The sequence below is a fragment of the Sediminihabitans luteus genome, from assembly GCF_002797595.1.
In the GTDB taxonomy this organism is placed as follows: domain Bacteria; phylum Actinomycetota; class Actinomycetes; order Actinomycetales; family Cellulomonadaceae; genus Paraoerskovia; species Paraoerskovia lutea.
Genome location: NZ_PGFE01000001.1, coordinates 217,001 through 243,601 on the forward strand (window position 1 = coordinate 217,001; position 26,601 = coordinate 243,601).

Consider the following 26,601-nt stretch of genomic DNA (forward strand, 5'->3'; position numbering starts at 1 on the left):
CACAAGGACGCGCGCGTGAGACGTCACTGCCCGAGGACGACGGTATCCCGTATCCCGCGTACGTGACCAATCCCGAACCCACACAGATTGCACACAACGCTGTGATGCGAGTCACAAGCGTACCCCGCGTCGACCCGTGAGCGGCCCGGTTCCGGTCAAGCACTCCCCCGCGAACGGTCAGTCCGGGGCAAGGAATCTGCAGGTCTCGACCGGCAGATGGTCAGGCCCCGGTGAGCCGTGCCACGGCCTCGGCGACCCGCTCGTCGGACGCCGTGAGCGCGATCCGCACGTGCGCGCGGCCCGCCTCGCCGTAGAAGGCGCCCGGGCCCACGAGGATCCCCCGTGCCGCGAGGTCCCCGACCAGGCCCCAGCACGGGGCCGACCCTGTGTCGCCCGGCCCTGGGCCGTCCGCGGGGACGGTGTCGCCCGGCCGTGGGCCGTCCGCGGGGACGGTGCCGCCCGGCCCTGCGCCGTCCGCTGCCCGGACCCACAGGTACAGCCCCGCCTCGGAGTGGTCGACCACGAACCCGGCGGACTCCACCGCGCCGCGCAGCGCGACGCGACGGCTCCGGTAGACCTCGCGCTGCGCGTCGACGTGCGCGTCGTCGCCGAGCGCGGCGACCATCGCGGCCTGCACGGGGGCCGGCACGATCATGCCGAGGTGCTTGCGGGTCGCCAGGAGCCGGCCGACGAGCGCGACGTCGCCCGCGACGAACGCGGCCCGGTAGCCGGCGACGTTGGACTGCTTGGAGAGCGAGTACACCGCGAGCAGCCCCTCGTGCGAGCCGTCGCAGACCTCGGGGTCGAGGATGCTCGCGACGCCGTCGGTCGCGGCGTGGCCCTCCCAGGCGAGCTCGGCGTAGCACTCGTCGCTCGCGACGACCGCGCCGATCGCGCGCGCCGCGGCGACCACGCGCGCGAGGTGCGCACGGTCCGCGACCGCGCCCGTCGGGTTGCTCGGGGAGTTGACCCACACGAGCCGCACGTCGGTGCGCCCGGCCCACGCGTCGACGTCGTCGGTCGCGAGCGGCGTCGCGCCCGCGAGGCGCGCACCCACGTTGTAGGTCGGGTAGGCGGTCGCCGGGTGCACGACGACGTCACCGGCCCCGAGTCCGAGCAGCGACGGGAGCAAGCCGACGAGCTCCTTCGAGCCGACGGTCGGCAGGACCCCGTCAGGGTCGAGGCCGGGCACGCCGCGACGCCGCGCGAACCACGAGGCCACGGCCTCGCGGAGGGCCGGCGTGCCGTGCGTCGTCGGGTAGCCGTGCGCGTCGGACGCCGCGGCGAGCGCGTCGCGCACGACGGCGGGCGTCGGGTCGACTGGGGTGCCGATCGACAGGTCGACCAGCCCGCGGGGGTGCGCCCGCGCCGTCGCGACGTACGGCGCGAGCGTGTCCCACGGGTACGCGAGACCGCTCAGGTCGGCGAGCCCCACGGGGAGGTCAGGCCTGCTGGAGCGGGAGCGCGGCGATCATCGGGTCGTCCTTGTCGATCTGACCCATCTTCGCGGCGCCGCCGGGCGAGCCGAGGTCGTTGAAGAACTCGACGTTCGCGCGGTAGTAGTCGCTCCACTCCTCCGGGACGTCGTCCTCGTAGTAGATGGCCTCGACCGGGCAGACCGGCTCGCACGCGCCGCAGTCGACGCACTCGTCAGGGTGGATGTACAGCGAGCGGCTGCCCTCGTAGATGCAGTCCACGGGACACTCCTCGATGCACGCCTTGTCCTTGACATCGACGCACGGCTGAGCGATCACGTAGGTCACTGCGCTGTCCTTCCAAGCTCTGGGCGCAACTGCGCTCGGGAGTCTCTAGTATCGCTCAGGACGCCGCCGCGTCGACCACCCGTCCATCGGCCGGACCGTGACGAGCCTCACGCCGCCGCGACCGCCCCGAGGAGGACCGTGCCCGAGACCCCCTGGCTCGACTGGCCCGTCGGGTCGCGCGTGGTCGTGCGTCGCCGCACGGGCGAGGCCGACGCCCCCTACGCGGACGTGCTCGGCACGCTGCTCGCGAGCGACGAGGACGGCGTCGTGGTGCGCCGCGACCCGCCCGCCCGGGCGCGCGGGCCGGTCAGCGCCGTCGATCCGGCGACCGACGCCGCACGGTCGGACGTCGGGTCGGCCCCCTCCCCCGCGACCGTGACCATCCCGGCGGCCGAGATCGCGCTCGGCAAGGTCGTGCCGCCCCGCCCCGTGCGCCGCCGCCCGCCCGAGCCCACGCCGCGCTGACGCGCGCCACGCGTGGCGCGCCTCGGTGCCGGTCGCGCAGGCCGGGCCGAGGCGGCATCGTGGCCCCTCGGAGCATCAGCGCCCGTGGTCAGACGATCTCAATGGCGCCCTCGCCTCAGGGATCGTTTGCGCTCCTTGCGGCTCTGGGCATCTTGCGCCACAGGAGGCAGGAGCGACGAGACGTCGACGTCGTTGTGCACCAGGATCTGGCGGATGTCGGGATCCAGACGTGCGATCTCCCACAACCACGGGAAGCGCTGCGGGATCTCCTGACTCGGGAACATGTCCATCGTGTACTCGACGAGATAGCACCTCTCGTCCTGGTCGAGCGCGAGGTCCCAGAGGATGCGGAACAGGACCTCGGTCCTCCCCGACCTCTCCCACAGCACGTCCTCCGCCTCCTGGTAGCGCACGGAGCAGTCCCAGTCCTTCTCGGTCCGGGAGACGTTCCGGAGCCCCTCCCAGATGGTGCGCGCGTAACGATGCATGAGGGCTGACTCGTCGTCAGCCATGACGTCGCTCACCTCGTCGCGCACGATGTGCCTGCACCTCCGGCTCCTCGACTCTGAATCTCTCGAGCTGAGCCGAGATCCGGTCGGCCTGGGCACGCTCAACTCATGGCGCGAATCTATCGCGCAGACGAATCCTCTTCTTCGCATTGGTGCTCGGAATCGACTCGCAGACTCCAAGGATGTCTACCCCGGTCCGCCGATCGAGGCGCACCACGACAGGTGCGCCTCAGTCGCCGAGCACGACCGCCGTACCGTGCGTGCCGACGACGACCCGCCCGTGGGTGCCCGCGTCCAGCAGCGCCAGCACGCCCGCGGCGTCCTCGACCACGAGCGTCGAGCCGCAGGCCCCAGCGCCCGTGACGTCGCGCGCGTCCAGGATCGCCCGCACCGTGGCGGGCGCGTCGAAGAACTTCTCGACCGGCGCACCCGCCTCGAGACCGTCCGCGAGCGCCAGGAGGTCGCGGGCGACGTCCCGCAGCACGGGTGCGACGTGGGCGGCGTTCTCGACGAGCATCGCCTCGGTGCGGCGCGGGTCGGTGCGGCCCACGCGGGTGCCGTCCCGGAAGCTGCCTGCTGCGAGGCCGAGCGCGACGTCGCGCACGCCCGCGAGCTCGACCTGGGTGAGCAGCGTCGTGGCGAGGGCGTGCGGCACGTGGCTCACGAGGGCCACGGCGGCGTCGTGCGCGGTGTCGGTCAGCACGCTCGCGGTGCCGCCGAGCGGGCCGGTGACGAGGCCGAGCACGACGTGCAGCGCGTCCGGGGCGGTCCGGTCGTCGGCCGTGACGGCCCAACGTGCGCCACGCACGAGCTCGGCGCTCGAGGCCGCGAACCCCGACCGCTCGGTGCCGGCCATCGGGTGCGCCCCGACGTACCGCGTCCCGAGCCCCGCTGCCTCGATCGCGGCCCGCACGGGTCCCTTGACGCTGCCCACGTCGGTCAGCACCGTCCGCTCCCCGAGCACGGGGGCGAGCGCCGCGGCCGTCGCGGCCATCGCCCGCAGGGGGACGGCGAGCACGACGACGTCGAGCGGGCGCCCGGCGAGCGCGGGGACGTCCTCGACGGCGTCGATCCCGACCTCGCGGGCCGCGGCCCGGGTCGCGGCGTCCGGGTCGACGCCCAGCACGGTCACGCCGCCGGCGACCAGGGCGCGCGCGACGGAGCCGCCGACGAGGCCCAGCCCGACGACCACGACGGTCCCCGCGTCCGCGCTCACGCCGGTCCCCCCGCCCACCACAGGAGTGCGGCGTCCGCGGCGTCCGCGGGGGCGTCGTCCTGCACCCCGCCCGGGGGGACGTGGTCGAGGTCGAGCTGGTCGTCGAGCTCGCCGCGCGCGGGGAACACCCCGAGGGTCTTGAGCGAGTCGCCGGCCGCGAGGAGGTCCTGCAGCACGCGGCGCGCGGCGGGCTCCCAGGGTGCGGCGTCGACGGTCACGACGAACGCGTACTTGCCGTCCTGCGCCTTGAGCGGCCGGGTGATGAGGCTCGACATGTTGACGTCGGCCACGCCGAACGCGGCCGTGATGCGTGACAGCACGCCCGGGCCCGTCGCGAGCGGAGTGATCGCGAGCATCGTGCGCCACCCGTGCGGGGCGTCGTGCGCGGCGAGCATCGCGCGCGCGTCGTCGCGGCGCGCGAGCGTCAGGAACCGGGTGCGGGCGCCGCGGAAGTCCTGCACCGCGCGCGCGAGGGTCTCGAGGCCGTACAGGTCTCCGCACAGGCTCGGCCCGAGGGCCACCTGGTGCTCGCCCACGTCGCGGCACGCCGCCGCGTTCGACGACGCGGGCACCGCAGCGAGGCCCTGCTCGCCGGCGAAGCGCTGGCACTGCGCGAGACCGTGCGGGTGGGCGGTGACCTCGCGCAGCTCGCCGTGCCCCGGGCGCACGAACGCGTCGAAGGTGATCTCCAGGACCGTCTCGTCGACGGCGACCACGCCCTGCGCGGCCACGATCGCGTCGAGCGACGGCACCACGTACCCCTCGACCGTGTTCTCGATCGCGACGACGCCCGCGTCGTGCTCGCCCGAGGCGACGCCCGCGTAGACCGCCGCGACGCTCGGCAGGGCGACCAGCGGGTGCCGGTCCCCCGCCCACGTCAGTGCCGCCTGGTGCGTGAACGTGCCCTCGGGCCCCAGGTACGCGACGCCCACGGGTCAGGCCCCGGTGGTCGCGGCGACGGGCCGCGCGGCGTCCCAGCGCGGCGTGAACGCGTGCGGCGAGGGCACGAACTCCCGGCCCGGCAGCACCGCGAGCACGCGCTGGGCGACCGACTGCTCGGTGAGGCGCGCGAGCAGGTCGCGCAGCAGCTGCGTCGACGAGCACCCGAACGACGCGAAGAACACGTGCGGCCCCGCGGACGACGGGTGGCTGCGCAGGTGGTCGAGGTCGATCCCGACGTCGGCGAGCACCCCAAGCACACGCTGGAGCGAACCCCGGTGGTCGTCGCTCGGGCCGAACGCGAGCCACACCTGCGCCCCGCCGTCCGTGATCGTGGCCTCCGCGCGCGACTCGACGAGCCCGTACCAGATCGGGTCGGCGTCACGCAGCCGCTCGCTGCCCGCGAGCTCGACCCACCCCGCGGGCACGCGCGACCGCTCGATCACGAGCGACCCGCCCGGACCGGCGATCTCGACGCGCTCGGCGAGCGACGTGCGCGTCGGCACCAGGTGCGGCGAGGCACCCATGGTGCGCAGCACGTGCCGGCAGTCGCGCATCCCGGCCTCGTCGACGACGACGCCCCCGGTCGCGGCAGCCGCCGGTGCCACCCACGCCCACTGCGACAGGACGGCGACGCTCGCGGTGAGCACGAGCGACGGGTCGGCCGCGAGCATCGCCCGCTCGAGCTCGTGCGCGGGCTGCTGCGGGTGCCCGACGTGCAGCACCGCCCGCAGGCCCTCGATGCGCGCGACCGTCGCGAGCGTCGCGCTCGTCGTGCCGAGGTCGAGGAGCTCGAGCTCGGCCGGGCGTGCGCCCGGCCCGGCGGCGTCGACGGGCTCGTGGTCGTCCCACCCCGCCGCGGTGACCGCGCTCCGGGCGTGCGCGCCCGACTCCCTCTCGCTGCGTCCGAGCATCGCCCTGCCTTCGACGGGGCCACCCGTGGGGCGGCCGAACCTGACGTGCCGCCGTCGGGCCGCACCCGCGGCAGTCTACCGAGCGCTACTCGCAGGCGATCGCGTTCTGCGGCTTGTACGTCCAGGTGCGGGCCTCGTCCTTGTCGACGGTGCCGTCGTGCGAGACCTTGCGGTACACGGTGACCGTGAACCCGTCGTTGCCTGCGGGCGACGCGACGCACGACGAGCTGTCGCTCTTCTGCGTCGTGGTCTTGACGACGTTGCGTCGTTCGCCCGTGCTGGACGTGACGTCCCAGTACTTGGTCGACCACGCGACGGTGTGCAGTCGGCCGTCGGCGACCCAGGCCTGCAGGACGACGCCGTACGGGGTGTCGTTGGTCCACTTCATGTCGATGCTCGGCACGAACATCGTCGACTCGCGCCCCTCGGGGTAGCGGTCGTACCAGTACGAGTGCGGCTTGTAGGCGACGCTCTCGTAGCCCGCGAAGAACCCGATGTTGTACGTGTTCGTCGCCATCTGCGACAGGCCGCCGCCCGTGCCGTCGACCACGAGACCGTCGCTCACGATGTGCGCGTCGCCGTACCCGTTCTCCTTGGTGATCGGGCTCAGCGTGTCCAGGATCGAGAACGTCTCGCCGGGCTTGACGAGCGTCCCCGTGACCTTCTGCGACCCGACCACGAGGTTCTGCGTGCGCACCGGCTCGTTCGTGATGGGGGTCGAGAAGTCGACGATCTTCTCCTTCACGCCGAGCGCCTCGAGCGCCTCGGCCGAGTTCTCCGGGTCGGTCGTGACGAGCTCGACCGTCGCGGCGCGCTCGTCGGTGACGGCTGCGGCGCCCACGCTCTTCGCGACGTCGTCCGGGTCCAGGGTGGTTCCCTCGGCGCCGCCGACGACCGTGGGTCGCCCGCCGACGAACTCGAAGTGTGCGTCCTCGGGGTCGGCCAGCAGGTCGTTCGTGCGGTCGATGATGCCGTCGACGAGCGCGTCGCCGTCCCACGTGAGGACGAGGTCGCCGTCCGTGGGGACGTACGACGCCGCGCCCGCGAGCGCCTCGGCCGGGAGCTCGACCGACTGGTCGCCGACGCTGACCGTGACCGGGCCGGAGACGACGGTCGTGGCCTCCTCGAGCGCCGCGTCGGTCTCGCCCTGCGTGATCTCGGGCTCGGACGCCGTGGTCGGCAGGTCGATCGGCCCGTCGGTCACGAGCCAGCCCTCCTCGATCGCGGTCGCGGCCTCGTCCACGACGACCGCCGTGCCGTCGACCGCGTCGGTGCTGGTCGGCTCGACCCCGTCGAACGACACCGTCCCGCCGACCGGGGCGACGTCGAGGCTCTGCGCGGCGGTCGTCACGGCGGCGTCCAGCGCCGTCGCGTCGGCGTCGACGACGGGCGCGACGTCCGTGCCGCCGAACAGGTGCTGCCACAGACGTGCCGGGCTCAGCGAGAAACCCGTGAGCGTGTCGGCGGTCGCGGTGCCGTCGACCGTGAGCCCGGCCGCGACCGGGTCGATCGAGGTGGTGCCCTCCCCCGCGGTGACCTCGACGGGCTCCTTGGCGCTCGGCGCGAGGCCCGCGTCGATCGCGTCGGCGGCGTCGTCGTGCGACATGCCGCCGACGTCGACCCCGGCGACCGTGGTCCCCGACGGGACCTTGTCGGCGAACGACCACTGGGCGCCCACGTAGAGCCCGAGCAGGACGACGACGCCCACGCCCGACCACAGCACGACCTTGGGCCACCGGCTCGGGGCCGCGTCGCTGCCCACACCCTGCAGGACGTCGTCCCCGCCGTCGGCGCCTGCACCGCTCGATGCGTCCGTGGCGGGCTGGGACGCGGCGCGGGCACGCAGCTCGGCGTAGGCCGCCGCGGCGGCCGTGGTGCCGGTCACCCCGGTGCCCGACGTCCCCGTGCCCGACGTCCCCGTGCCCGACGTCCCGGTGGACGCCGCGCCGGAGGGAGCAGTGCCGGAGGTAGCAGTGCCGGTCGGTGCCGTCCCGGACGACGCAGCGCCGGACGGTGCAGTCCCGGACGGCGCACCGGGCACCGGCGGCATCTGCGCGGTGTCCGCGGCCCGCCCTGCGACCGGGACCGTCGTGATCGGCGGGCGCGGAGCCCAGGGCTCGGCGCCGGCGGGAGTGCGCGCGGCGTCCTGGGCGATCGGCTGGGTCGCACCGGCCCCCGGCTCCCCGGCGTCGGCGGCAGCGGCCGCACCCGCGGCTGCCGCGGCGGCGGTCCCGGCGTCATCGCCGGTCGCAGCGGCGGCGGTCGCTGCAGCAGCGGTTCCAGCGGCGCCGGCCTCAGCAGATGCGGTCCCCGTGGCGTCGGACCCCGCGGAGCCGGACCCCACGGAGTCGGACCCCACGGAGTCGGACCCCGCAGTGCCCGTCGGCCGTCCACCGAAGCGGCGCGGCTCGGACGACGGACGGGGGCGGTTCTCGGTCGGCGGAACCGCGACAGGGGTCGCTGCGGGGAGCACATCTCCCGTCGAGGGGCTCTCTCCGTGGGCCGGGATCGCCTCCATCACGGCCGTCGACTCGACGTCCGGCTCGGCCTGGTCGGCAGCGGCGGGCGCGTCCGGGTCGGCGGCGGCACGCTCAGGCTGGTCAGCAGCGGCAGGCACGGTCGTGCCCGCAGGTCCGGTCGGCGCGGGCGCGGGCGCGGCCGTAGCGGTCTCGGTGGGCTCGCTCTCCTCGGCCGCAGCAGCGCCGGTCGGTGCGGCGTCCGCCCCAGCGCCCTCGGCCACGCCGGCCTCGGGCTCAGGCTCGGGCTCAGCACGCACCTCAGGCTCCGCCGAGACCTCGGCGACCGGCGCAGTCGTCTCGGGCGCAGTCGTTTCGGACTCCGCGGTCTCGGGCGCCGCGGTCTCGGGCGCAGTGGTCCCCGACGCAGTGGTCCCCGACGCGTCCTCGGGACCGGCCGCGCCGGCGCCCTGCGGCGGTTCGAACGCGAACACGCGCGGCGTGTAGGGCGCCTCGTCGTCGGACGGCGGTGTGGTCACGTCCTCGTCCCGGGGCTCCGTCGGCGTGTCCTCGTTCTCGGTGCCCATGGACGTTCTCCGTAACTGGCGGGACCTGCCCGCGACGCTGGTGCTGGTGGCCCGATCAGCTCCCCGTACCGGGACGCGTGACCGACGACACCATCCTATCCGCGCCGGGGCACCGGGCTCAGCGCGGGTCCACAGGGGCCTTGCCCGCACGCACCGGGCGTGGCTCGTCGGAGAACCACTGCGACGGCAGGAACGCGCACACGGCGACGATCGCCAGACCGGCGTACGACCACACGTACCCGATCTTGTCGACCGACGGGATCAGCACGTCCCCGCCCGGCCCTTCGAGCGCCATGAGCTGGACGACCACGAGCCATCCGACCCCGTACCCGAGCAGTCCGCTCATGCGTCCCCACGCCCGGGAGAGCACGCCGGCGGTGAGCGTCGCGGCGAGGGCGAGCACGATCCCGAGCGGGAACCAGTCGAGCACGTGCTTGCGGTGCACGACCGTCCCGAGCGCACCGATCGCCACCCCCAGCAGCAGGCAGCACAGCACGACGACGAGGACCTGCAGGAGCGAGCGGCCCGGGGCGCGCGCGCCGCGGGGAGAGGCTTCGGGGATCACCGGGCCCACGCTACCGGGCGCGGGGTCGATCGGCGGCAGCGACGTCGTCCGACCCGGGTCCGCCACCCACGGCGTCCGCGGGCGCGTCCCGGAGGTCCTCGACCCGCACGTAGTGCTCGTGCGGCGGCACCGCGGCCAGGACGTCGTTGCTCAGCGCGTAGGTCGCGACCGCGGCGTCCGTGGCGGACGCCGGGTGGTCGGCAGACCCGCCGGCCCACCGTGCGACGTCCTGCACCTGGGTCGCGTGCGACCGCAGTGCGGCGAGGACCGCGTCGAGCACGGGGGCGACGGGCACCACGACGACGTCGCCGGGCATCTCCCCGAGCACGGCGTCGGGCACCGCGACGGGCGGCAGCGGCTCGTCGGGGTCGGGCAGGCTCCGCCCCGCGGGCGGGGGCGCGGACGCGAGCGCGCGGCGTCCGGACCGCGCGAGGGACTCGGGCACGACGGCGCACCACACCTGCCCGACCGTCCCGGGGCCGTCGGCCGCGCGCGCGAGCTCGACCGCGCGCAGCACGACCTCGTGCGTGCGCACGTGGTCGGGGTGCCCGTACCCGCCGCCCGGCTCGTAGGTGGCCACGACGGCGGGACGGCGCGCGCGCAGCACCGCCGCGAGGCGCGCCGCCGCGCGGTCGAGCGGCACGCCGACGAACGCGCCCGGGGCGGGGCGGGCGGCCGACGCCGCGATGCCGGGCGCGAGCCAGGACATGCCCGAGTCCTCGAACCGCCCCGGGTCGCCCGCGGTGTCCTGCGCCGGGACCGCGTCGAGGAACACGTGGTCGCGCACCCCGAGCGCGGCCAGGGCGCCCGCGAGCTCGGTCTCGCGGTGCGCGGCGAGCGCGGGGCCGTCGCCCTCGAGGTGCGCGAGCCGGGCGCCGATGACCTCGCCCTGCTCGCCGCGCGTGCACGTCACGACCGTCACGGGCTCGCCCGCCGCCGCCCATGTCGCGAGCAGCGCGCCCGACGTGAGGGTCTCGTCGTCGGGGTGCGCGTGCACCGCGACGAGCCCTCCGGACGGCTGGACTGTCTCGGTGCGCACGGTCACTCCCCGCGGTCGCTGGTGCTCGGTGGACGACGACGGGCGCCCGGCCCGCGAGGACCGGGCGCCCGTCAGGACGTGCTGCGTCAGCTCTTGGCCGCGGCGCGGGCGCGCGAGACGGCGCGCGCACGCTCGGTCTGGTCGAGCAGGACCTTGCGGATGCGCACGAACTCGGGCGTCACCTCGACGCACTCGTCCTCGCGCGCGAACTCGAGCGACTCCTCGAGCGTGAGGTGCTTCGGGGGCGTGAGGTTCTCGAACGTGTCGCTCGACGCGGCACGCATGTTCGTGAGCTTCTTCTCCTTGGTGATGTTCACGTCCATGTCCTCGGCGCGCGAGTTCTCGCCGACGATCATGCCCTCGTAGACCTCCTGCGTGGGGTCGACGAAGAACGAGCCGCGCTCCTGCAGGTTGATCATCGCGAACGGCGTCACGACGCCCGCACGGTCGGCGACGAGCGAGCCCTGCAGGCGCGTCTCGATCGGGCCGGCCCACGGCTCGTAGCCCTCGGCGATCGACGACGCGATGCCGGTGCCGCGCGTGTCGGTGAGGAACCGGGTGCGGAACCCGATGAGGCCGCGCGCGGGGACCATGAACTCCATGCGGACCCAGCCGGTGCCGTGGTTGCTCATCGACTCCATGCGGCCCTTGCGCTGCGCGAGCAGCTGCGTGACGGCGCCGAGGTACTCCTCGGGCACGTCGATCGTCATGCGCTCCATCGGCTCGTGCAGCTTGCCGTCGATCTCCTTGGTGACGACCTGCGGCTTGCCCACGGTGAGCTCGAAGCCCTCGCGGCGCATCTGCTCGACGAGGATCGCGAGCGCGAGCTCGCCACGGCCCTGGACCTCCCACGCGTCAGGACGCGAGGTCGGCAGGACGCGCAGCGACACGTTGCCGATGAGCTCCTTGTCGAGGCGGTCCTTGACCTGGCGGGCCGTGACCTTGTGGCCCTTGCCGCCCTTGCCCGCGAGCGGCGACGTGTTGATCCCGATGGTCATCGAGATCGCGGGGTCGTCGACCGTGATGAGCGGCAGCGGGCGCGGGTCCTCGGGGTCGGTGAGCGTCTCGCCGATCGTGATGTCCTCGATGCCGGCGACCGCGACGATCTCGCCCGGCCCGGCCGAGTCGGTGGGGACGCGCTCGAGCGCCTTGGTCTCGAGCAGCTCGGTGATCTTGACGTTCTGCAGCGTGCCGTCGGCGCGCGCCCAGGCGACCGTCTGACCCTTGTGGATGCGGCCGTTGAAGATGCGCAGCAGCGCGAGGCGGCCGAGGAACGGCGACGCGTCGAGGTTCGTCACGTGCGCCTGCAGCGGGGCGCCCTCGTCGTAGGACGGCGCGGGGATCTTCTCGAGGATCGTGCGGAACAGCGGCTCGAGGTCCTCGCTCGCGGGCAGCGTGCCGTTCTCGGGCTGCTCGATCGACGCACGGCCGGCCTTGGCCGACGCGTACACGACGGGCACGTCGAGGATCGCGTCGAGGTCGAGGTCGGGCACCTCGTCCGCGAGGTCGGACGCGAGGCCCAGGAGCAGGTCCGTCGCCTCGGCGACGACCTCGTCGATGCGGCCGTCGGGGCGGTCGACCTTGTTGACCACGAGGATCACGGGGAGCTTGGCCGCGAGCGCCTTGCGGAGCACGAAGCGCGTCTGCGGGAGCGGGCCCTCGGACGCGTCGACGAGCAGAACGACGCCGTCGACCATGGACAGGCCGCGCTCGACCTCGCCGCCGAAGTCGGCGTGGCCCGGGGTGTCGATCACGTTGATCGTGATGCCCTCGGGCTCACCGACCGCCGCGGCCGCGGGGCCGGCGTACCGGACCGCGGTGTTCTTCGCGAGGATCGTGATGCCCTTCTCGCGCTCGAGCTCCCCCGAGTCCATGGCGCGCTCGTCCACGTGCTGGTGGCTCGAGAACGAGCCGGCCTGGTGGAGCATCGCGTCGACGAGCGTCGTCTTGCCGTGGTCGACGTGGGCGACGATCGCGACGTTGCGCAGGTCGTTGCGCACGGAGCGGCCGGTCGCGGTGGTGGGCACGGTCATGGAAGGGCTTCTCATCTCAGGCAGGTGGGGGGCGCGCGGACTCTGCGCACATCCATCGTACCTGCGCTCGGCGACCTGCCCCGGCACAGTGTCCGGGATCACGCCCGCCCGCTCAGTCCTTGCCGGGCGTGCCCTCCCCCGGCGTGCCCGTGCCGTGCCCGCCGCGTCCCGACCGCGGACCGTTGCCGGGACGCGGCCCGCGCCGTCCGCGGACGACGGCCGAGCCGACGCCGAAGTACTCGGGCCAGCCCTTCTGGAGGTTCTGGGTCACGTCGGTCGTCACCCGGTGCGTGAGCACCTCGCGGTTGCGCCGCCGCTCGGCGCGCAGGATCGCGCCGTGCTCGGCGCGGAACGCCTTGGCGACCGACAGCATCATCCCGATCGCGACGAACGAGAACGGCAGCGCGATGAGGATCGACGCGGTCTGCAGGGCCGGCAGCCCGCCCGCGAGCAGGAGCGCCGCGGCGACCGCGCCCTCGAGCACGGCCCAGAAGATCCGGCTCCACACGGGCGGGTTCGGGTTGCCGCCGCTCGCGAGCATGTCGACCACGAGCGAGCCCGAGTCCGACGACGTGACGAAGAACAGCGCGACGAGCAGGATCGCGAGCCCGACCCAGATCGTGCCGCCCGGCAGGTGCCCGAGCAGGTCGAACAGCGCGGTGTTCGAGTCGACCTCGCCGCCCTCGGGGACCATCGGCTCGGCCGAGAACATCTGCCGGTACAGCGCGCTGCCGCCCATGACCGAGAACCACAGGAACGTCACGACGGTCGGCACCAGGAGCGTGCCCGAGACGAACTCGCGCACCGTGCGGCCCTTGGAGATGCGGGCGATGAACACGCCGACGAAGGGCGCCCAGGAGATCCACCAGCCCCAGTAGAACGTCGTCCACGACGCCTGCCACTCGCGCCCGGCCTCGCCCTGGTAGACCGTGTTGTCGAACGTCATCTGCAGCACGTTCGACAGGTAGTAGCCGATCGACTGCACGAAGTCCTGCAGCAGGAACAGCGTGGGGCCGAGCACGAGCACGACGATCATGAGGAACGCCGCGGCGACCATGTTGCCGTTCGAGAGCCACTTGATGCCCTTGCCGAGGCCCGAGACGACGGACAGCGTCGCGACGCCCGTGATCACCGCGATCAGGACGAGCTGCAGGGCCGTGGTGGACGTCGCGATGTCGGTGAACTCGAGTCCCGCGCCGATCTGCAGCACGCCGAACCCGAGCGAGGTCGCGACGCCGAACACGGTGCCGATGATCGCGACGACGTCGATCACGTCGCCGAGCCGCCCGCGCACGCGCTCGGCGCCGAGCAGCGGCTCGAGCGCCCAGCGGATCGACACGGGCCGCCCGCGGCGGTGGATCGAGTAGGCGAGCGCGAGACCGACCACGACGTAGATCGCCCACGCGTGGATGCCCCAGTGCACGTAGCTCTGCGCCATGGCCTGCTGCGCGAGCCGCGCGGGGGTCCCCTCCACGCCGGGCTTGGGCTCCATGTAGTGGCTCAGCGGCTCCGCGACGCCCCAGTACACGAGCCCGATGCCCATGCCGGTGGCGAACAGCATCGCGAACCAGGCGGGCAGGCTGAACTCGGGCTCGTCGTCGTCCTTGCCGAGCACGATGTCGCCGAACCGGCTCACGCCCATCCAGATCGCGAACGCGACGAAGATCGCGACGAGCAGGATGTAGTACCAGCCGAACCCGCCGACCACGTCGCGCTGGAGCGTGGCCATGATCTCGGTCATCCAGTCGGTGAAGATCAGGGTGGCCGCGACGAACACGCCCACGAGGATCGCGGCGGGGAGGAACACCCCGCGCATCGCCGCCTTCTCCATCGACTGGTCGCGCTCGTCGCCCGTCGGGTCGCCGGGCAGGACCGCGACGTCCTCCATGTGCTCCGGGTGACCGTCGACCGGGTGGTGGCCGGGCACCGGCTCGATGGGTGTCTCGTCGCTGGGCACGTCGCCTCCGGGTGGTGGTCGGTGCGCCGCGCACTGCACGGCCTGCGCCCCAGACTTGCCCACTCCCCCCCGCCCGGCAACAGGAAGCCCTGGTCAGACGCTCCGACCGTCGTGCAGGGTGACCACGCGCGACGCCCGCTCGGCGAGGCCCTGGTCGTGCGTCGCGACGACGGCGGCGATGCCCCGCGAGGCGACGAGGTCGACCACGAGGTCCATGACGCCGGCCGCGGTCGTGCTGTCGAGCTGCCCGGTGGGCTCGTCGGCGACGAGCACGCGCGGCTCGGCCACGAGCGCCCGGGCGATGCCGACGCGCTGCTGCTGGCCGCCCGAGAGCTCACCGGGGCGCTGGCGCGCGTGACCCGCGAGCCCGACCGCCTCGAGCGCGCGCGCGACCCGCTCGTCCCGCTCGGGCCCCGGCACCCGCTGCAGCCGCAGCGGCACCTCGACGTTCTCGGCGGCCGAGAGCACGGGCACGAGCCCGAACCCCTGGAACACGAACCCGAAGCGGGTGCGCCGCACCTCGTCGACCTCGTCCGCAGCGAGCCCCGTGAGCTCGCGCCCGTCCGGGAGCAGCACCGTGCCGGACGTCGGCCGGTCGAGCCCGCCCAGCAGGTTCAGGAGCGTCGTCTTGCCCGCGCCCGAGCGCCCGCGCACGACCACGAGCTCGCCGGCGCGCACGTCGAGGTCGACGTCGACGAGCGCGTGCACGAGCGCGGCGCCCGTGCCGTAGGTGCGCGTGAGCCCGCGCGCGCTCAGCTCGGTCGTGCTGCCGTCCGTGCCGTCCGTGCTGCTCATCGGGCGTCCTCCTCGTCGGGGCGGTGCGGCCACACGCCCACGTGGTCCTCCTCGAGCGCGAGCCGCACGCGGTCGCGCAGCCCGAGGGTGTCGACGAACTCGGCGGGCAGCTGCAGGCGGCCCGCGCGGTCGAGCACCGCGAGCTCCTGAGCGACGTGCCGCGCCTGCCCGTGCTCGTCGACCTCGGTGCGCCGCAGCGTCTCGGTCGACGTGCGCCCGTCGCGGATCCGTACGGTGCGCGAGACGTGCTCGGCGACGCTCGCGTCGTGCGTGACCACGAGCACCGTGACGCCGAGCTCGCGCCCGACGCGCCGGATCGCCTCGAGCACCTCGGCCGAGGTCTCGTCGTCGAGCTCGCCCGTCGGCTCGTCCGCGAGCAGCACCTGCGGCCCGTTGGCGAGCGCGACGGCGATCGCGACGCGCTGCTGCTCGCCGCCCGACATCTCGGCGGGGCGGCGGTCGCGCAGGTGCGTGACGTCGAGCAGGTCGAGCATCTCGGCGGTGCGCGCCGCGCGCCCGCGCGCCCCGCCCGACGAGCGCCCCGCGAGGAGCTGCGGGACCTCGACGCTCTGCCCGGCCGTCAGGTACGGGAGCAGGTTGCGCGTGGTCTGCTGCCAGACGAACCCGACCGTGCGCCGCTGGTAGTGCACGCGCTCGCGGCGCGACATCGCGAGCAGGTCGGTGCCCGCGACCTGCGCGGTGCCTCCCGTGGGCCGGTCGAGGCCGGACAGGATGGTCAGGAGCGTCGACTTGCCCGAGCCGCTCGCACCGACGAGCGCGACGAGCTCGCCGCGCTCGATCCGCAGGTTGAGGCCCTGCAGGGCCTGGACCTCGATGCCGTCGGTCGCGTAGATCCGCACGAGGTCCTCGCACAGCACGTCGGGTGCGGTCATGCGTCCTCCTGGTGGTCGGCCGAGGCGCGCAGCGCGTCGGCGGGACCGCGGCCCGAGCCCGTGCGGGCCCCGATCGCGGCGGTGGTCGGGACGAGCAGGGCCGCGACGACGACGACGCCGAGGACGACCAGCAGGTCGACCGCGGGCTCGGGCGCCGTCCCGCCCGTGAACGGTGTGAGGTCGGTCGCGGCGGTCACGAGCCACGGGGTGGTGACGCCCGCGGCCACCCCCACGACGACCGCGACGAGCAGCCAGGGCCACGTCTCCCACGCCACGACCCGGCGCAGCGTGCGACGCGGCGCGCCCAGCGCCGCGAGGACCGCCGCGAGGCGTGCGCGGCCCGGCGCGGCCGCGACCTGCGCGAGCACGAGCGCGAGCACCGCGAGCACCGCGGCGAGGACGCTCGCGACGACGAACGCGTGCGCGACGCCCGCGGCGACGGGCGCGTCGAGCACCTCGTCGACCACGTCGTCGTGCGTCGTGACGAGCGCGTCCGGGACGACGTCGCGCACGGCGTCCGCCACCGGGCCCGGGTCGCTCGCCGCGACCAGGACGAGCCGCGGCCGAGTCTCGAGGTCGAGCGCGTCGCCCGCGAGCGCCCGGTCCACGACGACGGTCGAGCGGCCCGTGCCGAGGCCGCTGAGCCCGTCGGAGTAGCCGATCACCTCGACGTCGGCCCCCTGCTGCGCGGTCAGGCGCAGCCCCGTGGTGCCCGGCACGACGCCGAGCGCGCGCGGGACGAGCACGGGCAGCCGTCCGTCGACGGTCTCGGCGAGGGCGGCGGGCACGCGCGCGGCGCCGGGCACGTCGGCCTGCACGTCGCGCAGCGCGGCGGTGTCGACCGCGAGGGTCGACGTGCGCTCGCCCGTCGAGGGGCCGCGCAGCACGAGCGTGCCGAGGTCCGCGACCCGTGCGACGCCCTGCACCCCGTCGACCGCAGCCAGCCGGGCGGCGTCCTCGTCGTCGACGACGGGTCCGCTGACCCGCACGTCCGCGCCCACGGTCGCCCACCCCTGCGCGGCGACACCCGCGCCGAGGGTCGTCGACAGGCCTGCCGAGAACACGGTCACCCACACCCCGAGCACGAGCGCGAGCGCGGGCCAGAACCCGCCCGCGGGCGCCCGCACGGCACGCGCCGCGCCGAGGAAGGCGACCAGGCCGGTCGCGCGGTGGGCCGAGCGCTCGAGGCGCGCGAGCAGCCACGGGTAGACGCGCAGCGTCCACGCGGTCGCGGCGAGCACGCACAGCACGGGCGCGGCCACGACCCACGGGTCCGTGCCCACCGCGGGGCCGCGCAGGCACGCGCCGACGGCGAGCAGCGCGAGCACGAGCAGCGCGCCGTCGACCACGACGCGCAGCCGACCGCCCCCGGCGAGGCCTGGGCGGCGGGCACCCGTCGTCGCGCCCGCCAGGCCGTGCGTCGCGAGGGCGATCGCGAGCAGCATCGCGGCCGCCCCCACGACCACGCCCGGGAGCGAGTCCTGCACCACCGCGGCGACACGTGAGTCTCCGGGGGTCAGCACGAGCCCGAGCACGACCCCGAGGACCGTCGCGGGGACCACGAGCACCGCGGCGGAAAGACCCCCGAGCGTGCGCACCCGCCCGCGCGAGGCGCCCCGGGCCACGAGCAGGGCCGTGCGCGTCGAGCGGCGGCCCGCGGTGAGCCGCGCGGAGAGCACGAGCACCGCCGCGCCGGCCACGAGCGGACCTGCGGCGACGACCGCGAGCACCGTCCGCGCCGCGGCGAGCTGCGCGTCGACGGACTCGAGCGTGTCCCCGAGCCCGCTCGAGAACGTCAGCGACGACGCGACCTGCACGCCGTCCTGCGCGTCGGGCACCGCGGGCTCGCCCGGCAGCACGACGGGCGCGGCGGTGAACGCCCGCGTCCGGGCCAGGAGCGCGTCGACCGAACCGCCCTCGACCCGCTCCGGGTCGACCGGGTACCAGGCCCGCGACGACGACGGGACCGCGACCGTGAACTCCACGAGCCGCGTCTGCAGCACGCCGTCGACGAACCCGATCACCTCGGTGCGCTCCGCGGCCGTCCCGAGCAGCGCGACCGACGTCGGGTCGACGTAGGCCGCGGCGAGCACGCCCACGCCCGCGTTGAGGTCGTCGACCTCCTGCGGCGCGAGCGAGTACGGCCGCTCCTGCCAGTCGGGGGCCCCGGGGTCGAGCGCGGCGTACGTGCCCGCGAGCCGGACCGTCGTCGTGCGGCCCTCCGGGTCCGTCAGCGCGCGCTCGGTCCCAACCTCCCAGTCGAGCCGGCGCGCGCTCGCGTCCGCGAGCGCGACCTCGACGCCGTCCCAGTCGGACGCCGCGGGCCACGCGCCGTCGACCATCCGCACGTCGCCCTCGAGGGCCGGGTCGAGCGCGAGGGCGAGCCGCGCGGTGCGCACGTCGCTGCCGGGCGCGCTCGCGACGTCGAGCGGGTCGAGACGCACCGTGAACCGCGCAGGGGTCGTCACGCTCCGCAGGGGCTCGGGCATCGCGGCCCGCTGCTGCGCGAACGCCTCGATCACGCCGCCCCACACCGCGGCCACGTCCGCGTCCACGTCGGGCTGCGGCGTGGTGGCCGGGCCGACGGGGAGCGGCGCGGCGGCGGCCGCGACGAGGTCGCGCTGCGTCGGCGAGCTCGCGGCGACGTCGTGGCGTGCCTGCGCCGTCGCCCCGTCGTCGACCACGCGCGGCCACCCGACCACGACCGCGACCAGCACGAGCACCACCGCCGCCGTGACCAGGGGCAGCCCGGCACGGTGGCGCAGCTCGGCGAGCACGAGGGTCCAGGTGCGCACGGGGCGGCTCATCGCACGTCCTCCCGGGTCGTGGCCGTCGCGGCCTGCCGCCGCACGCGCTGGACCACGATCAGCGCGACCACGAGGACCCCGCACGCGACCGCCCCGAGCCCGAGCCCGACGACGGTGAGGTCGACGCTCGGCACGACCTCGACGCGCCCCGCGGCCCCCGGCGTCAGGGCGCGCACCAGCGCCGGGACGACCAGGTGCACGACGCCCAGGCCCGCGAGCGCCCCGGCGACCAGCGCACCGCCCGTCGCCGCGACGAGCTCGCCCGCGCGCGCCGCGCCCTGGGCGCGCGCACCGACCCCGAGGGCGCGCAGCACCGCGACCTCGCCCCGCCGCTCGCGCAGCTGCGCGAGGGCCGAGGCGAGCACGCCGAGCAGCGCGACCAGGACCACGCCGAGCATCACGGTCGCGAACACGGCCCGCACGGGCCCTGCCTGGTCGGTGCCCGTGGCGGCGAGCGTCACGTCGAGCGGCCCTGACGCGGGGCCTGCGGTGCCGGTGCGCACGAGCGCGTCGGCCGCGGCGCTCGCGACCGCGGCGGGGTCGGTGGCCGATTCTCCTGTGGGTGCCGATGATCCCGCGGGTGCCGTGGGTGCAGTGGAGTTCGTGGTGTCCGCCGAACCAGTCGTGCCCGTCGTGCCCGTGAGACCTTCGTCGAGCGTGAGCCATGCCTCGTCGGCGAGCAGCGGCGCGACGCGCGTGCGCAGCTGGAGCTCCTCGAACGCCGCGAGGTCGACCTGCACCGCGGCGAGCGCGCTCGTGCCCTGCACCGCGCGCACGACCGAGCCGACCACCACGGGGACGTCGGAGCCCGCGACCCGCAGCGTGACCGTGTCGCCCGGGGCCAGCGCGAGCGCCGACGCGAGCTCGCCCGAGGCGACCGCGGGCAGCGGCGCGACCGCGGCCGCGCCGTCGGGCATCCAGCGCACGAGGTCGGGGGCGAGCGAGCCCGCGGCGGCGAGGTCGGGCACCGCGGCCCACCCGGTGAGGTCGAGCCGATCGCCGCCGACGGTCAGGCTCGGCGCGGCCGTGCTGCCGAGCGGGAGGTCGACCGCGACGAGCCGCCACGGCACGTCGGGCGCGGGCAGCTCGACGGTGCCGCGCGCGGTCCCGTCGCCCACGGGCACGCGGGCGAGCGCGCCGTCGGGGTCGGCGAGCCAGACGACGGCCGCCCCCTCGACGCCCGGGGTGCCGCCGAGCTCGACCGCCTCCCCCGCCGGGACGGGCACCCCTGCCGTCGTGCCGGCGCCTCGGCCCAGCACCGTGACCTCGACCTCCCCCGCCGAGCCGCGCGCCCGCAGCACCGACTCGGCGTCCGTGACGCCGTCGACGCCGGCCGGCCCGCCCTCGGCCGTCCGGGACGCGCCGACCAGGCCCGAGGTGCCGGACGCCGCACCGACCGAGACCCGCGCGTCGGCGCCCGTGAGCGCCTGCTGGGTCGCGGCACGGGCGTCGACCGAGGTCGCCGCGATGCCGCCGGCGAGCGCGGACGTCCCGGCGGCCAGGGCGACGAGCAGCACCGGCACCGCGACGACCGCGACGCGGCGGGCGAGCTGGCGCGCCGCGAGGACGACCGTGAGGCCCGGGCCGCGCGCCGCGAGCGCGGCGACGCCGCGCGCGGCGGGCCCGAGGAGCGCGAGGGCGACGAGCGCCGCGAGCAGGAGCAGCGTCGTGGGCGCGAGGACCGCGAGCGGGTCGGTTCGCGTCGTCCCGTCCGCCGCCGTGCCCACCGGGGCGTCCAGCCGCAGCAGCTGCGCCGTGCACAGCGCTGCCGCGAGTGCCACCAGCACGACGCTCGTCCCCGCGAGCACGCGCGGGGCGCGCGCCCGGGCGTCGCCCGCGAGGACCGCCCGCACGTCGAGCAGCACGGCCACGGCGAGCAGCACGGTCGCCACGAGCGCGGTGGCCGCCGCCACGACCGCGGCGACCAGGACCGGCGCCACGGTCCCCCGGGGCGGGCCGTCGCTCCCGAGGACGCCGACGACCGCGCCCAGCAGCGCCCCGGCCGCCGCGACAGGGACGGCCTCGGCGACCCCGAGCGCCACGAGCCGACGCCCCGACGCCCCGCGCGCGAGCAGCAGCACCGTCTCGCCGCGGCGCGTGCCCACGAGCAGGCGAGCGAGCTGGGCGAGCGCGACGACGCCGACCACGCCGAGCAGGCCCAACGGGACCCGCGAGACGGCCGACGCCGCGGCGACCGCCGACCCGGCGGCGTCCGCCGTCGTGCCCAGGCCGCCCGTGACCGTGACACCGCGCACCGCGAACGCGTCGTCGTCGCGCAGGACGTCGCGCAGGTCCGCAGCCCCGGCCGCGAGCACGGGAAGGTCGTCCACCACCACCGACCCGGTCACGGGCGCGACGACCCAGCGCACGAACGGCGTGCCGCCGAACGCCTCGTCACCCGCGGGGGCGGGCACCACGAGCGGGCCGAACGCCGTCCCGTCGGTCCCGTGCGCCGCGAGGTCGTCACCCGACCACGCGACGTCCGCCACGTCGTCAGGGGTCCACGTGCCGACCACCCGGACGCTCACCGGCGTCCCGTCCGTCCCGGTCAGCGCGAGGTCGTCCCCCACGTCGACGCCGAGCGCCCGCGCCGCGTCGACCTGGAGCGCGCCCTCGTCGGCCGCCACCGGCCAGCCGCCCGCGACGACCGTCGCGGCGGGGGGCCGACCCAGGTCGACGACGACGCGCGCCGACCCGCCCGTCACCCGCAGCGGCTCGGTGCGTTCGGAGCGCAGCGTCGTGACCTCGACGCCGGGCAGGGTGCGCGCCAGGGCGCTCGCGAGCGCGGCGTCCTGTGCCGCGGTGTCGGCGGCCCGGCGCGTGACGACCACGAGCGTCGCGTCCTGCGCCCCGGCGGTCGCGAGGGCCTCGCGCGCGCCGAGGGTGCGCGCGGACTCGGCCCGCACCAGGGCCGACGTGAACGTCGCGACCAGGATCGCGACGAGGACCGCGACGACGACGAACGTGCCTGCACGGGCACGAGCGCGGTCGAGCGCGATCACGGGGGCTCCTTCGTCACGAGGCGGGCGGCACGAACGCGGACGGCGGCCGCGACCAGGGGTCGCGGCCGCCGTTCCGGTGCGGGCAGGGTCAGGGCGTGAAGCCGCTCATCCCGCCGCGGATCGGCGACGGGTTCTCCGGGTTGGCGCTCGGCTCGAGGGGCTCGTGCTCGCGGCCGAGACGGAGCTCGGAGACCTCGTCGCCGAGCTCGGCGAGCAGGGCGTGCCGCGCCTCGCGGCGCTCACGCTGCATCGTCGGGTCGGGCACGGGAGCCGCCGCGAGCAGACGCCGCGTGTACTCCTGCTGCGGGTCGTGCAGCACGTCGGTGCGCAGACCCTTCTCGACGATGCGGCCGTTCTGCAGCACGACCACCTGGTGCGCGAGCAGGTCGATCACGGCGAGGTCGTGGCTCACGAACACGCACGCGAACTTGTACCGCTCCTGTAGCGCGGTGAACATCTTGAGCACGCTGGCCTGCACCGACACGTCGAGCGCGGACGTCGGCTCGTCGGCCACGAGCAGCTCGGGGTCGAGCGTGAGCGCGCGCGCGATGCTCACACGCTGGCGCTGACCGCCCGAGAGCTCGTGCGGGTAGCGGTTGAGCGCCGATCGCGGCAGCTCGACCGCGTCGAGCAGCTCGAGCACGCGCTCACGACGCGACGCCTTGTCGCCCACGCCGTGCACGACCATCGGCTCGGCGACGCAGTCACCGATCGGCAGGCGCGGGTTGAGCGACGCGGCCGGGTCCTGGAACACGACACCGATGCGCTTGCGCAGCGCCTTGAGCTCGGCCTTGCGCAGCGCCCCGAAGTCCTGACCGAAGATCTCGAACGACCCGGACGCGGCAGGGATGAGACCGAGCGCGCACTTGGCGATGGTCGACTTGCCCGAGCCGGACTCGCCGACCAGGCCGACCATCTCGCCCTGACCCACGCGGAAGGACACGTCGTCGACCGCCCGGAAGGGGTCCTTGCCGACGCGCTGGTACTCGATCACGAGGTTCTTGACCTCGAGCGCGGGCACGTTCGCCTCGGAGTGCGCGACGTCGTGCTCGACCGCGGTGCCGAACTGGCCCGGGCCTGCGCCCAGGCGCGGCACCGACCCGAGCAGCTTCTTGGTGTACTCGTGCTGCGGGGCGACGAGGACCTCGGAGGCGAGCCCCTGCTCGACGATCTCGCCCTTGAGCATGACCGCGACGCGGTCGGCCATGTCGGCCACGACGCCCATGTTGTGCGTGATCAGCAGGATGCCGGTCGAGAGCTTGTCCTTGAGCGAGCGCAGCAGGTCGAGGATCTCGGCCTGGACCGTGACGTCGAGGGCCGTGGTCGGCTCGTCCGCGATGATGACCTTCGGGTCGCAGCTCAGCGCGATCGCGATGACGACGCGCTGGCGCTGACCGCCCGAGAGCTCGTGCGGGTACTGCTTGAGCCGACGCTCGGGCTCCGGGATCCCGACCATGCCGAGCAGCTCGGCGGCACGTGCGGTCGCCGCGGCGCCGTACGCGATGCCGTGCAGCTCGAGCCCCTCGCGGAGCTGGTCGCCGATCGTCAGCACCGGGTTGAGCGCGGTCATGGGCTCCTGGAACACCATGGCGACGTCGTTGCCGCGCATGCGGCGCAGACCCTTGGCGTCGAGGTCGCCGACGACGTTCTCGCCGACCTGGATGCGACCCGAGACGCGCGCGTTCTTGGGCAGCAGGCCCAGCGCCGTCATCGACGTCACGGACTTGCCCGAGCCGGACTCGCCGACGAGCGCGAGGACCTCGCCCGGGCGCACCTCGAGCGAGATGCCCTTGACCGCGTGGACGGTGCCGAACTCCGTGCCGAAGTCGACCGTGAGGTCGGTGAACGAGAGCACCGCGTCGCTCGTGGCTCCGGTGCCGGCCGTGGTGGTGGCCATCAGTCCTTGCTCCTGTTCTGGCGCGGGTCGAACGCGTCACGCAGTCCGTCGCCGATGAAGTTCACCGAGAGCGCGATCGTGAGGATCAGCATGCCGGGCCACCAGAAGAGCCACGGCCGCGTCGAGAACGCGTTCTGGTACTGCGAGATGAGCAGCCCCAGCGAGGTGTCGGGCGCCTGGACGCCGAACCCGAGGAAGCTCAGCGACGTCTCGAGCAGGATCGCGGAGGCGATCAGCAGGGTCGCCGAGACGATGATGACGCCGACCGAGTTCGGCAGGATGTGCCGCGTGATGATGCGGCTCGGGCTCGTGCCGACGGCGCGCGCCGCGAGCACGAAGTCGCGCTCGCGCAACGACAGGACCTCGCCGCGCACGAGCCGGGCGAGGCTCGTCCACGTGACGACGCCGAGCATGAGGGTCAGGCCCCAGAAGCCCCAGCCCGAGGCGATCTTGCCGAGCACGGCCGCGAGGACGAGCAGCGGGATCACGATGAGCAGGTCGGTCAGGCGCATGAGCGCCGACTCGACCCAGCCGCGGTAGTAGCCGGCGAGCGCGCCGACGACCGTGCCGATGACCGTCGAGATGAGCCCGACGCCCACGGCGATGATGATCGACTTCTGGGTGCCGCTCATGACGAGCGCGAAGTAGTCCTTGCCGACCGTGTCCTGCCCGAACGGGTGCTCCCCGATCGAGAACGGCCACAGCGTGAGCGTCGGGTGCCCGCCGTTCACGAGCGGCTGCGCGAGCCGGTAGTCCTGGCCCCACCAGCCGGGGATCGGGCCGATGCCGATCGAGCTGAAGGCCATCACGATGATGAAGCCGAGCACGATCATCGCGGCGAGCGCGCCCTTGTGGTGGAAGAAGCGACGCAGGACGAGCTGCCCCTGGCTGTACGACTTGTCGCCGTCGGCCGCGAGCGGCGTCTCGATCTCGAACTCGGTCGACTTGCCGCCGATCACGTCGGTGCCCTGGGAGCCGACGATGGGCTCGAACGACATCTTGCCGTCGGGGTTGCTCTGCTTGTCGCGCTCGCGGCGCGGGTCGTTCTCACTCATGGGAGTCTCCCGCCATCTCGGTGGCGAAGGCCGTCCCCTGCGGGACGAGCGGGTCGGTTGAGGTCGTCATCCGGGTGCTCCGGTCGAAGATCGGGTCCATGCGGGGTCACCGCCGGATCCGGGGGTCGAGGTACGCGTACGCGATGTCGGCCACGAGGTTCATGAGGATGGCCGCCACGCCGGTCACGAGGAAGAACGCCATGACGGGCGGCGGGTCGACCTGCTGCAGGCCCTGCTTGAACATCGCGCCCATGCCCTTCCAGCCGAACACCTGCTCGGTGATGACGGCACCGCCGATGAGCGCGGCGAAGTCGAAGGCGACGATGGTCGTGATCGGGATGAGCGCGTTGCGGAACGCGTGCTTGGTGATCACGGCGCGCTCGGACAGGCCCTTGGCGCGGGCCGTGCGGACGTAGTCCTGACCCATGACCTCGAGCATCGACGAGCGCGTGTAGCGGCTGTGCCCCGCGATCGAGACGAGCGCCAGGAGGATCGTGGGGAGGATGAGCTGCGTGCCCTTGTCGAGCACGTCCTCCCAGAACCCGCCCGGGAAGTTGGGGGTCTCGGAGCCGATCGTCGAGATGGGTCGGGGCTTGAGGTCGAGGAAGCTCGCCCAGTGCGAGAGCATCTGGTCGCCCGCGACGAGCAGCGACATGATGAAACCGGTGATGCTCGAGACGAACATCGCGCGCCGCTTGTCGTAGCCGCCCCAGAGCCAGCCGACGAGGTTGGACAGCGCCATCGCGAGGACGAGCAGGCCGAACAAGATCCACCAGTTCGGCTCGTCGAGCACGGGCATGAGCGCGAGGTACGAGACGCCGCCGACGACGACGGTCGTGAGAGCTGCGTAGAGCACACGACGGTTGTCGAGCCCGGTCACGAGCGCGGTCACGAGGACCGCGGCACCGGCCGCCGCGATGACGACGACGCCGACGCCGAGCGCGGGCTGACGGAACCAGTCGACGGCCTCGAAGTAGAACAGGGCGCCCGTGACGAACACCCAGGTGATGCCGAGCGTGTAGAGCCGGCGCTTGCGGCCGCCCCCGACGATCGCCTGGAGGATCAGGCCGAGGCCGAGCCCCCACAGGATCATCGCGCCCGGACTCAGCAACGGGTCGGCGATCCAGTCGTTGAAGCGGATCGCGCCGTACTCCTTGAGCAGCACGGCCGCCCAGAACACGGGGAGGGAGAAGAAGAGGAACGCGAGGAACGTCGTCACGTAGTCGAAGCCCGAGTACTGACGGATCGCGGTGAGGATACCGATCGCGACGCCGACGACGATCGCGATGAGCGTCGCGAGGACGACGAGCCTCATCGTCGAGGCTGCGGCCTGCGGCAGCAGCGAGTTCACGGACACCCCGTTGCGGGTCGTGCCGAAGTCGCACTGCAGGGCGAAGCACTTGCTCACGCCGAAGAGCCAGTTCCAGTAGCGCACGTACCAGGGGTCGTTCAGACCCATGATCTCGGTGCGCTGGTCCATGAGGTTCTGCTTGTTCTCGCTGTTCGACTCCCGGAGATCCGCCAGGGGGTCTCCGGCGTTGATCGTCAGGACGTACATGAGCAGCGAGGCACCGAGGAGGACCAGGAACGAGATCCCGATGCGGCGCGAGATGAATCTGAGCACGTGCATACCCTTCGAGGGCGACGCCCGGTGGGGCGTCGGCTCCGGACCCGCCGTGTCGGCGTTCCCGGAAGTCTAGTTCGAGCGG

Annotated in this window: 19 protein-coding genes; 1 reads left to right on the forward strand and 18 read right to left on the reverse strand. The window is 74.5% G+C overall.

Going from position 1 to position 26,601, the window contains the following annotated elements; genetic code table 11:
- Positions 1–220: 220 nt before the first annotated feature.
- Positions 221–1,435, reverse strand: coding sequence for a succinyldiaminopimelate transaminase (gene dapC, locus CLV28_RS01060; protein WP_100421463.1), 1,215 nt, complete (start codon positions 1,433–1,435; stop codon positions 221–223).
- 7 nt (positions 1,436–1,442) lie between these two features.
- Positions 1,443–1,763, reverse strand: a complete 321-nt coding sequence (gene fdxA / locus CLV28_RS01065; protein WP_100421464.1) for a ferredoxin — start codon at positions 1,761–1,763, stop codon at positions 1,443–1,445.
- A gap of 138 nt (positions 1,764–1,901) precedes the next feature.
- Here fdxA and CLV28_RS01070 point away from each other — a divergent pair, with 138 nt between their 5' ends.
- On the forward strand, positions 1,902–2,228 hold the full coding sequence (locus CLV28_RS01070) for a hypothetical protein (protein ID WP_100421465.1): 327 nt from the start codon (positions 1,902–1,904) through the stop codon (positions 2,226–2,228).
- A 98-nt stretch (positions 2,229–2,326) separates the two neighbouring features.
- Here CLV28_RS01070 and CLV28_RS01075 read toward each other — a convergent pair whose 3' ends face one another.
- From CLV28_RS01075 to CLV28_RS01150, 16 genes are all read right to left on the reverse strand, one after another.
- The gene (locus tag CLV28_RS01075; protein WP_100421466.1) at positions 2,327–2,764 is read right to left on the reverse strand and encodes a hypothetical protein; all 438 of its coding nucleotides are present in this window, start codon (positions 2,762–2,764) and stop codon (positions 2,327–2,329) included.
- 202 nt (positions 2,765–2,966) lie between these two features.
- Entirely contained in the window at positions 2,967–3,953 is a 987-nt protein-coding gene (locus CLV28_RS01080; RefSeq protein WP_100422304.1) for a prephenate dehydrogenase, read from the reverse strand.
- A complete protein-coding gene (locus CLV28_RS01085) occupies positions 3,950–4,885 on the reverse strand; it encodes a prephenate dehydratase (RefSeq protein WP_100421467.1) in 936 nt (311 codons plus the stop codon). The genes CLV28_RS01080 and CLV28_RS01085 overlap by 4 nt, the downstream gene beginning before the upstream one ends.
- Positions 4,886–4,888: 3 nt before the next feature.
- Complete coding sequence (locus CLV28_RS01090; protein ID WP_100421468.1) at positions 4,889–5,806, reverse strand: ACT domain-containing protein; 918 nt, start codon at positions 5,804–5,806, stop codon at positions 4,889–4,891.
- Between the two features lie 85 nt (positions 5,807–5,891).
- A complete protein-coding gene (locus CLV28_RS01095) occupies positions 5,892–8,849 on the reverse strand; it encodes a VanW family protein (protein ID WP_100421469.1) in 2,958 nt (985 codons plus the stop codon).
- 118 nt (positions 8,850–8,967) lie between these two features.
- Positions 8,968–9,414: a DUF6113 family protein gene (locus CLV28_RS01100; RefSeq protein WP_239073275.1), complete on the reverse strand. Its 447-nt coding sequence runs from the start codon at positions 9,412–9,414 to the stop codon at positions 8,968–8,970.
- A 10-nt stretch (positions 9,415–9,424) separates the two neighbouring features.
- Positions 9,425–10,453 carry a PIG-L family deacetylase gene (locus CLV28_RS01105; protein ID WP_100422306.1) on the reverse strand — a complete coding sequence of 343 codons (1,029 nt, stop codon included), beginning with the start codon at positions 10,451–10,453 and terminating at the stop codon, positions 9,425–9,427.
- Between the two features lie 86 nt (positions 10,454–10,539).
- A complete protein-coding gene (gene typA, locus CLV28_RS01110; RefSeq protein ID WP_100421470.1) occupies positions 10,540–12,486 on the reverse strand; it encodes a translational GTPase TypA in 1,947 nt (648 codons plus the stop codon).
- 112 nt (positions 12,487–12,598) lie between these two features.
- Complete coding sequence (locus CLV28_RS01115) at positions 12,599–14,443, reverse strand: BCCT family transporter (protein WP_308440390.1); 1,845 nt, start codon at positions 14,441–14,443, stop codon at positions 12,599–12,601.
- 93 nt (positions 14,444–14,536) lie between these two features.
- The gene (locus CLV28_RS01120) at positions 14,537–15,238 is read right to left on the reverse strand and encodes an ABC transporter ATP-binding protein (RefSeq protein WP_100421471.1); all 702 of its coding nucleotides are present in this window, start codon (positions 15,236–15,238) and stop codon (positions 14,537–14,539) included.
- Positions 15,235–16,131, reverse strand: coding sequence for an ABC transporter ATP-binding protein (locus CLV28_RS01125; protein WP_100421472.1), 897 nt, complete (start codon positions 16,129–16,131; stop codon positions 15,235–15,237). The genes CLV28_RS01120 and CLV28_RS01125 overlap by 4 nt, the downstream gene beginning before the upstream one ends.
- On the reverse strand, positions 16,128–18,938 hold the full coding sequence (locus CLV28_RS01130) for an FtsX-like permease family protein (protein ID WP_100421473.1): 2,811 nt from the start codon (positions 18,936–18,938) through the stop codon (positions 16,128–16,130). Before CLV28_RS01130 ends, CLV28_RS01125 begins: the two co-directional genes overlap by 4 nt.
- Positions 18,935–21,940, reverse strand: coding sequence for an FtsX-like permease family protein (locus tag CLV28_RS01135; RefSeq protein ID WP_100421474.1), 3,006 nt, complete (start codon positions 21,938–21,940; stop codon positions 18,935–18,937). Before CLV28_RS01135 ends, CLV28_RS01130 begins: the two co-directional genes overlap by 4 nt.
- Positions 21,941–22,028: 88 nt before the next feature.
- On the reverse strand, positions 22,029–23,837 hold the full coding sequence (locus tag CLV28_RS01140; protein ID WP_100421475.1) for an ABC transporter ATP-binding protein: 1,809 nt from the start codon (positions 23,835–23,837) through the stop codon (positions 22,029–22,031).
- Positions 23,837–24,892, reverse strand: coding sequence for an ABC transporter permease (locus CLV28_RS01145; protein WP_100421476.1), 1,056 nt, complete (start codon positions 24,890–24,892; stop codon positions 23,837–23,839). The genes CLV28_RS01140 and CLV28_RS01145 overlap by 1 nt, the downstream gene beginning before the upstream one ends.
- 106 nt (positions 24,893–24,998) lie before the next feature.
- On the reverse strand, positions 24,999–26,516 hold the full coding sequence (locus CLV28_RS01150; RefSeq protein WP_100422308.1) for an ABC transporter permease: 1,518 nt from the start codon (positions 26,514–26,516) through the stop codon (positions 24,999–25,001).
- Between the last annotated feature and the right edge of the window lie 85 nt (positions 26,517–26,601).